Raw genomic sequence first — 8,372 nt, forward strand, 5'->3', positions numbered from 1 at the left:
GTCAAATAGACGTTATAGGGGGGTAAAAATGATCAATTTATGGTTTTTATGGTTTTTGCAAGAGTGCCATAGGAATTCTTGGGAGTTGAAGTTAGTGATCGTTCACTTTCGACAGCCAAGGCTCGAAAGTCGGGCGGGGGCAGTTTGGACTTTGACGCTCGCTGTACACTCGCTCGCGTGAGTCGATATTGAAGCCAAGAGCGAGCCAATTGGTGTACAGGGCAGCCGCCTTTACGATGGAGCCGAGCATCGCACGACACATTCGAGTTGGTGCTGTTGAGTATCGGCGGCGGATGCCTGACGCGATCGCGCCTTGCCCTCCTGTTTGCAAGCGAAGCAGCCGGCTGATGTCGATGATGGCGAGGGAATCGTTCGTCCGATAGCCAGCAAGAGCGCGATCGCCTTGCACTTAAGATTCCCCATTCATAAGGGTGCATCGTTTTTGTTTCTGCACGTAAAAGTCGGGTTTGTGATCACAAAAACATTGCTTGCTACCGAGAGAGAACAGCCCAAAGCAGCCTCAACAAGCAAAGGCACGAACAGCACAAAAAAGCAGCAATTTGACCGAAAAAGTCAGGCGTTTGCAGGATATTTACAGGCATTTGCAGGTAAAGTGCACCCCCTGCAAACGCCTGACTTTATACTGCACTTGCCTGACTTTATACTGCACTTGCCTGACTTTATACTGCAAATCCCTGACTTTAGCTGACGCAACAATTAGCTAATTTTTTAGCGTTTTTAACAAAAACTGAATTGATTTAATAGTCAAGTGGCGGCATCGGAATTGAATTAAAAATCAAGTTGAGCAAGTGTGAGAAAATTGGCAGCGTAGCAGCCGTTATGTCAGCCTTGACAGTTGCATAAATTGCTGTTGTCGGACTCGCGCTTTGCAATCGGCTAAACTGTTGTTGTCTCATAAAGCTTGACAGTCGGATAAAAATTTACCCCCTGACTCGGTTTACAGTAGTCGCTCGGTTTACAGTAGTCGCTCGACTTCCACCTATTAATGGCGGTTATAATTCTCCACGTTATGAGTAAGTAATTGGACAGAATTAATTACACACTGATTTTTTGCTGTTTTTTACTAGACAAGGCTTGTCGCCCAAAGTTTTGTGTAATTAATTGTGTCCTACTACTTACAAGCAGTAATCTCTTGCCGTAAAGAGCGATCGCTAATACATTCCCACAAAAAATTAGTTCGCCGTCCCTGTCCCATACCTTACCGCTCTTATTGATGTATTTGGGCTTCAGTAGCCACTCGCGAGTCGTTCCTTATTCCATATCAACAGGGGTTGAACTGTGGGTCAGCAGTATGCTCAATATTGATGGGGGTGGATAGTTTTCTCTGCACACATTAGTCACGGTTTGTGATCACAAAAACATTGCTTGCTAGCAAAACTAAACAGCCATAACCAGCCTCAACAAGCCAAGGCACGAACAGCACAAAAAAGCAGCAATTTGACCGAAAAAGTCAGGCGTTTGCAGGATATTTCCCGGTAAATACAGGTAAAGTGCAGTTCCTGCAAATACCTGCTTTCCGCCTGACTTTATACTGCACTTGCCTGACTTTATACTGCACTTGCCTGACTTTAGGACACACAAAAATTAGCTATTTTTTTGGTGGCGGCTTTGATCGACGGTGCGGAGAGTTCGCTAAAATATTTTGGGCAACGCGCGACCAATTCCTGAAAATCTAGGAAGTGCCGATCGCCCACAACCTCCACCACATCTGCCTCATCAAAGTCGCCACGGTCGATCGCCTGGTGCAAGTCACAATCAACACCCGCCGCTACACCGGGAGACTGCCAGCCAGTAGCTTCTAGAATCCGCCGTGCAAAACTCTGCACAATTGGCGGCGGGGCCAATAGTTCGCGGTATTGGGTTTGCTCTGATTCGGTAAGGTCGCGCCAGATTTGTGTGCGATCGGCGTGGCCCGATTCGCAGACTTTCTTGACTACTGCTGCGATGTGGTGGGCTGTTGTGTGATCGTTGCTGGCAATTGCGGCGCGGATAAAGCCTAAGCACTCGGCGTGGGTGGCGGGATCTTGCTGTGCGGGCGATCGGGACTGTTGGGTAGGTTCTAGCATGATGCGTCCTCCCAGCGGATTTGATGCGGCCATGCCAGAGTCTCACCCCAGCCGCCAACTTGCTCTATCAGCATTCGCAACTGAGCGCCGTCTGTGGTGGCAAGGAATCTTGCCCGCACCCATTCCCGCCCCCAACGCAAAACCCATCCCAGCCTACCTTTACTTGTCGGTGGCCCCGTCTCTGCCGAAGCCTCGCCCGCCGTCGTATTTTCTGGGGTGGTTTTTGTCATAGATGGTTCTATTTGAGTATTAATAAACTCACAACCATCTATGACAGCATTTAAACTATATGGGGCGGAAGTTTCAGCCGTTTTTGTAGCAGCCTTTTTAGCTTCGACTTTTTGACTCATTCTGGCCGCTGTCAGAGCAGAAAGTTCGTGCCAATTTTCGGGTAGGGAGCATACGCGGATGGGGCCTTTTTTTGTTAACTTTGTTGTGGCTTCAGGCTGGTAGTGGTAGGTATAAAGTCGATCTTTACCTTCCCCCCTTACTTGCCGACTTATTAGAGTCACGCCGATCTGCCTCAGAAGTCGGCTAACGTACTTGATGCCGCTCTTGCCGGGATTCCCTAATATTTTCGCGACATCCTTGTTTTTTCCCCATCTCAGCATTTCCTGTATTTCGGGGGATTTCTCCGACCAAGTGCGTTCGGGGTCTAAAAATTGCCTAAGCTTAAGCTCGCTAAGAGTCTTAAGCTTGAGCCAGCGGGAGCTATGGTCAGACAGCGAACTTTCCAGCTTTCCCGTCTCCCATTTGCTTCGCTGCAACAGTTCGGCTTCTTCTGGATTATTGAAGAGCCACGCTGTCTCTAGTTGCGTTAGGAGCGATCGGTCATCAAACCTGACCCGGTGTACAAATTGCCAATTCCAAAGTCCTGTATCCTCAATCCCCGGTAATTGGGTCTTAAGTCGGCATTTTTCCGCTTGGCATCTTTCGGGCCAGCTTGCTTTGTTACTGCGGGATATTTCCTGTGCTTCCTCTACGGATATGTCAGGAGCCTCGAAAATTTCCTGTGCTTCTTTTTCCTTACAGAGAATCTTGTTTTCTATGTGCCTCCCTGATTCGTCAATCCCGATCGATGGGCGATCGACTTCGTACCCATCCGCCACTAAAGCTTGCACGAGAAATTCTCTGAGTTCAGATTTCTCTAGATTCTCCTGTGCTTCAAAGTGGCAATAAGCTTTAAAAAGTGGATCTGAGTATTGGCGCTCAAGTTGGGCCTTGATATCCTCCATATATTCTTCAGCCCCTAATAATCCCTTCTCAATGTCAATATTTAACTGAATTTGAAGGTTGATTTGATTGGCATAGTAAGAAGTGCGATCGGAGTTTTGAAGCCCAAAACCAGGGCATAAAATAGAGATTCCATTAAGAGGATGCCGCACCCGCCGCAGCATCTGAATCAAGGAATTTACACCCAAAACCCCGCAGAACAAACCGAACACGTCGGTACACCATTCGAGAATGCTGATGTCAATGCCGTTTTCAAGAGTTGGGGTATAGATAATCCAGGCCGGATTATTTTTCTCAATCCAAGCATCTGGGTCAGTTTGGAATTCAACCTGATCGGGGTCTGTCGAGTTTTTGGAACAAATAAGCAAGCCCTTTCCGAATCTCTCTGTGAGAGTAATGGCAAGGGCTTCAGCTTCCGGCACAGAAAAATCGGTCGCTATTGCGGGGCAACCGGAGTTTTCTATGAGGTTGATAAAAGCCTGTTTTTCGGCGGCTGTTGGTTTCCCGCTCTCAGTCTCGAAAACGCGGGCTTTCGGGCAATTTCCCTTGTATTCGTTCAAATGCTTGATTACCCGCTTGTTCCCGGCAATTTTCGCGACCATTGAGACTGTATAGTCGGTGAGGTGCCCGTCTAGTAAGATAATTCGATCGGCATCCTGACACCCCTGACTAAATCGCTCTTTGATAGCTTCCCGATCGCGCCTCAAGGTGGAACTCATCAATAAATGTCTGAGAACGCTTTCTGCCTCGTCAAGAATTATTGTTGCCCCCTCAAAAATCTCAGCAGGAAGCTTGAGCAAAGAATCAAAGCACAGGCAGAGTCTGGCGTTGGGGTCTTTGAACATCTGATAACCGTTGTGGGCGTTGAGATGGTAAAACCCACATTTCTCGGCTGTCTGTAGCAGCAGACCGTTTCGACTCCCTAAAACGATGATTCTGCCTTCTGGATTACTGGCAATGATATCTTTGAGCCATTGAGTCTTGCCCGTCGCTAAACCACTTAAAATGCCCGTAATTGTGCCGGATGCTGGTGCGGAGGCGTGAAAATAGCGCGAGTTAATGGCGCGATCTGGAGTATATTGCCGATTGCGTCGCCATTGGGCCTCAATCCTTAGCTTCTGGTAGTCTTTAGCTCCCGATAGAAGTGCATCTACATCACCGCCTGCCACAGCAAAATCATCGATCGCTTTATGAGGGCCGGGGAGAAGGGCAATTTTGCAGGTAACGTTAGCAAACAGTCGAGATGTAGTGCTGGCAGCTTTGAATTCTGGGGTTTCAAAACAATTCCCGTCGCGGTAGTCGAAGGTAAAAAATACGACACGTCCGTTGGTATCAAAGGGTTTAAGCGCTTCGTGCAGTTCGTGGGCAATTGCTTTTTGATATTGTGTTCCGTCGGGTTTTGTGATGGTTTCGCCACGCTCGGTTACTCTATAACCGGTTGTGATTCCTGGTAGACCGATTGCCGCGTATCCGCGACTAACTAGCAAAGCTGCCTTTTTTTCTCCTTCAGTGATGACGATCGGGCAACCGCTACTCTCAACCCATTCCCAGAAATATAATGCTTTCCCGCCAACTCCTACCACGGGAAATTCTGGCATGGGTAAGCCAGCTTTTTCGGCTATTGATTCCCAGATTGGAACCGTAACAGCGGGGAAGAATAACTCTAAGGATTTTCCAATTGACTGAAAATACCGACGCTCTTTGCCTTTTTCATCTAGTGCGATCGGTGCGCCTGTGAGTTGGCGAAAGCGACCATTAGCTATCCAGCCACCAGCAGCAGGGCCCGCAGGTCGAAAAATTCCCTCTGATTTGATAATCCCGTTTCTGGCCGCTTTTGTGGCTCCGGCTAGATCGGAGAGTATGTAAAAATTTGGGCCAAGGAAATATCCCTGACTTCCATTACACCGGGCAAGATTCCGAGCCGCTTCTATGCTGCGGCCGCTGTTGGTGGCCTTGTCGCTGTCGGCAAAAACCTGCTCATATACAGGGGTTCCGATCGCAGGCTCAAAGTTCAGGCGGAAGATGTCGGGGGCAACTCCCGATCGCACCACAACATCCTCGTAGCAGCGTTGATTCACATATTCTGCGTAATCTTCGCCAAAATTCTCTAAAGTTGCCGACTCTTGACTAAACTGAACGGTTTCGTTTAAAATGGTATCCATAGCGGGGTTCCGTGAAAGGTTGACCCGCTACACCGATATTTAAGAGAGGCTGGCTACTGTTCGTGGTCTGTCCGCAAATTTGTAAACAATTTGCGGACAAATAGTAGACGGACTACTATATACTGAAATTACTATTTATAAATCTGTTCGCTTCGCCTCTCTTAAAGGTGCAGCGATTTTTTTGTCTTAAAACGAGTGGAAAAAATGCGTGTAAGCCTTACGCTGCAATAGGTTCGGCATCTTGAAGATGCTTTTCTATGTGTTTTATATAAGTCTTAAGCGCTTGCTTAGTAAAGCTCGAACTAGAAGTTTCTAATTGCGATGCTTTGCCTGTAACTAATAGATATTCTGCCTCAGATAGGTAAACTGTTACTGAATGCTTCCATCTTCGCGCCATTTTTCGCATCCTCGCTTTAGAGTTACCGATAATGGTACTGTACTAATCATTTTGGATCAAGCTTTTTTGCGCCACACTACACGAATTGGCGCAATTATACACAATTTGTGTAGTAAAGCAGCAAATCCGCCGATTCCATACAGCGTCGATCGAACAGCTCCCGCCCCTTGATAGTTTGCCAGCGCAACTATCGGGGATAGCAATATCAGCCGATATTGTGTCAAAAGTGTGGCAAAACTGGGATATTTTGTGACCGATTATGACCGATTCGTGATTCGTTTACTAAGAAAAATCATTGTGCGAGTCCCTTACCCGCAAAGTATTTGTCAAGTTTTTCTAGAATTTTCTAAGTTTTCCTAGAGCCATCTTTTGATTTTCTTTGCCGCATCGCTAGATTTTCTTGCGAGTGCGGGTTTTTGTTGCGAGTGCGGGTCGGCAGGGCGATTGACCGCACAACCCCAACTCCCCAAGGGCGATCGCTTCAATTTTGCCCGCCGCCAGAATGTCCCATCGTTCTAGCTCAACCCGCTTGCGGGCATCCCGGCCCGAAAAATCAGCTCAGCCGTCAACCTTAGTTCTGGGAAAGCTAGCGACTCAATCAGATCGTCCCCCCTAAACTGTGTGACCTGGTACTCTCCATCTACCAACTGGCAAACCGAGAGAGTGGGTTGTTTGGGAGTGCCGATGAACTTGCGACCGCCCAATCCGAGATAGTCCACAATCCAGTATTCGGGGATGCCCATCTCTTCATAGTCAGCGAATTTGAGATGGTAATCGTCCCGCCAGTTCGTGCTGACGACCTCTACAGCCAGTCGTACCGAAGACCCCATCGTGATGATTGATTCTTTTTCCCAGCGGGGCTCGGAAGCAAATGCAGTTTGGTTGAGGACAATAGTATCTGGCTGGTAGCCAGCCTCGTTGCGGATGGGCTTGAGCAGGCAGTCACCGGGGATGGAGCAAGGCAATTGCAGTCGCCTGATTTCAAAATTGATTTCACTTGTAATAAAGCCCGTAACGTTGGAATGGTTGCCGGTTCCTAAAGGCATTTCAACAATAACTCCGTGGTGTAGTTCGTAGCGGTGGACAGAGTTCTCTGGATACCAAGCGACAAACTCATCAAATGTGACTGTTTCTGTTTTGGTTTGGGTTTGGATCATGGTTGCCTGTTTCCTTTGCTAGACATTTGCTAGATACTTGCTAGATACTTGCTAGATACCTGCTAGACATTAACTAGCACCTTTACTTGCCTTACCCCGCTTGGCTTTCGGTGCTGTCGCTGGCTTGGGTGCTGTGGGCTCCGGTTCTGTTGGCTGCGGTTCGGATGTGCGATCGGGAGTTTATACCAAGCTTTGTTAAGAAGCCGATCGTCCGCACCGCCCCAACTCCCAAGGGCGATCGTCCCTAAATTCCCCACACCCACACCTGATCGGCAGCCGCTTCAGTTTTGCCCGCCGCCGTTGCCACGGTTACGGAGCTGGTTATTGAGGTACTGCCAGAGGTCGCGAATTTCTGTTTGAATGATTCGCATTTGCTCTCGCCATTCGTTGTTCTGCTGGGAAATCAGCCTCAGCGCTTCTTGATGGCTCCCGATTGCTGAAACCAGACCGTCAAAACGTTGAGCCAGTCGGTCAACGCGATCGGTCAGTTGGTCAATGCGATCGGTCAGGCGATCTATGGCTGTCGCATTGGCAAGAGTTTGAACTTCCAACCGCCCGATCGCCTCGGAGTTGGCAAAAGTCTGAGCTTCCAGCCTGGTCAGAGCCTCGGTATTTGCCTGCTGCTGCACTGCGGTGGCTGCAAGGATTGCTTCTATTCGGTCTAATCGATCATTGGAACTATTCATTTACTTCTGCGTAATAGAGGTCAAGGAATGGCGATCGGCATGGTTTGGGTTGAATTGTGACGTTTCCTTTGCTAGACATCTGCTAGATATTCGCTAGACATTAACTAGCACTTTTACTTGCCTTGCCCCGCTTGGCTGTTCCTGCGGTTGCTGGCTTGGTTGCGGTTGGCTCCGGTTCTGGTGGCTGCGGGTCGGATGTGCGATCGGCAGCATCTGCTAAGTCAGCCTCGGTATTTTTTAAAGAATGCCGCTTGCGGTACTCTGCAATCGCTTCTCCTAAAAGGATTGCTGCCATCTGGCTTTTGGTACGCATTTCGCGGTTAGCTATCTCATCTAAAGCTTCCCAAGTTTCATCGGGAATTACAGCATTTAGTTTTCTACTCATTAGTTCATATTCAATATCTCTCCTTCCATCATGCTATGTTCTGTCACCTTCTGTTTTGATTGTACTATTTGCAACCATGATGTGATGTGCTATGATAGCGCATATCAGAATCGATTCCAAATCGATTCTGAATTGATTCTCCCAAAGCAGGCGAAACTATGGAACTTAAAAACCAGGCTGTGATTGACGCCGTTTATAGTGTTGGTAATTAGGGTAAAGGGTGATTCCAGTTACCAGTTACCAGTTATCGATTACCCATTGTGAA

The 8,372-nt window shown here is 48.1% G+C and carries 9 protein-coding genes; 2 read left to right on the forward strand and 7 right to left on the reverse strand.

All coding sequences use genetic code 11. The features are described 5' to 3' along the window. The first annotated feature begins 313 nt into the window (after positions 1 to 313). A complete protein-coding gene (locus tag QUB12_RS35850) occupies positions 314 to 709 on the forward strand; it encodes a hypothetical protein (RefSeq protein ID WP_333310875.1) in 396 nt (131 codons plus the stop codon). Positions 710 to 758: 49 nt separating this feature from the next. On the opposite strand, the gene QUB12_RS35855 is transcribed toward QUB12_RS35850, so the two are convergent. The 5 genes from QUB12_RS35855 to QUB12_RS35875 all read right to left on the reverse strand — a co-directional run bounded on the left by QUB12_RS35855 (position 759) and on the right by QUB12_RS35875 (position 7,036). Next, positions 759 to 917 carry a hypothetical protein gene (locus QUB12_RS35855; protein ID WP_333310877.1) on the reverse strand — a complete coding sequence of 53 codons (159 nt, stop codon included), beginning with the start codon at positions 915 to 917 and terminating at the stop codon, positions 759 to 761. A gap of 672 nt (positions 918 to 1,589) precedes the next feature. Further along, on the reverse strand, positions 1,590 to 2,087 hold the full coding sequence (locus QUB12_RS35860; RefSeq protein ID WP_333310879.1) for a hypothetical protein: 498 nt from the start codon (positions 2,085 to 2,087) through the stop codon (positions 1,590 to 1,592). Continuing rightward, on the reverse strand, positions 2,081 to 5,482 hold the full coding sequence (locus QUB12_RS35865; protein WP_333310881.1) for a plasmid replication protein, CyRepA1 family: 3,402 nt from the start codon (positions 5,480 to 5,482) through the stop codon (positions 2,081 to 2,083). Before QUB12_RS35865 ends, QUB12_RS35860 begins: the two co-directional genes overlap by 7 nt. 217 nt (positions 5,483 to 5,699) lie before the next feature. Next, on the reverse strand, positions 5,700 to 5,879 hold the full coding sequence (locus QUB12_RS35870; RefSeq protein ID WP_333310883.1) for a hypothetical protein: 180 nt from the start codon (positions 5,877 to 5,879) through the stop codon (positions 5,700 to 5,702). A 515-nt stretch (positions 5,880 to 6,394) separates the two neighbouring features. Next, complete coding sequence (locus tag QUB12_RS35875; protein WP_333310885.1) at positions 6,395 to 7,036, reverse strand: Uma2 family endonuclease; 642 nt, start codon at positions 7,034 to 7,036, stop codon at positions 6,395 to 6,397. Positions 7,037 to 7,122: 86 nt separating this feature from the next. Here QUB12_RS35875 and QUB12_RS35880 point away from each other — a divergent pair, with 86 nt between their 5' ends. Further along, the gene (locus QUB12_RS35880) at positions 7,123 to 7,284 is read left to right on the forward strand and encodes a hypothetical protein (protein WP_333310887.1); all 162 of its coding nucleotides are present in this window, start codon (positions 7,123 to 7,125) and stop codon (positions 7,282 to 7,284) included. A 33-nt stretch (positions 7,285 to 7,317) separates the two neighbouring features. Here the strand turns inward: QUB12_RS35880 and QUB12_RS35885 are convergent, their stop codons facing one another. Together QUB12_RS35885 and QUB12_RS35890 are read right to left on the reverse strand one after the other, a co-directional pair. Then, positions 7,318 to 7,722 (reverse strand): hypothetical protein, encoded by a 405-nt coding sequence (locus QUB12_RS35885; RefSeq protein WP_333107860.1) that lies wholly within the window; start codon positions 7,720 to 7,722, stop codon positions 7,318 to 7,320. Positions 7,723 to 7,822: 100 nt separating this feature from the next. Then, positions 7,823 to 8,107 (reverse strand): ribbon-helix-helix domain-containing protein, encoded by a 285-nt coding sequence (locus QUB12_RS35890; RefSeq protein WP_333107861.1) that lies wholly within the window; start codon positions 8,105 to 8,107, stop codon positions 7,823 to 7,825. Positions 8,108 to 8,372: the final 265 nt, after the last annotated feature.

It is taken from the genome of Microcoleus sp. B7-D4 (assembly GCF_036705125.1).
Lineage (GTDB): Bacteria > Cyanobacteriota > Cyanobacteriia > Cyanobacteriales > Microcoleaceae > Microcoleus.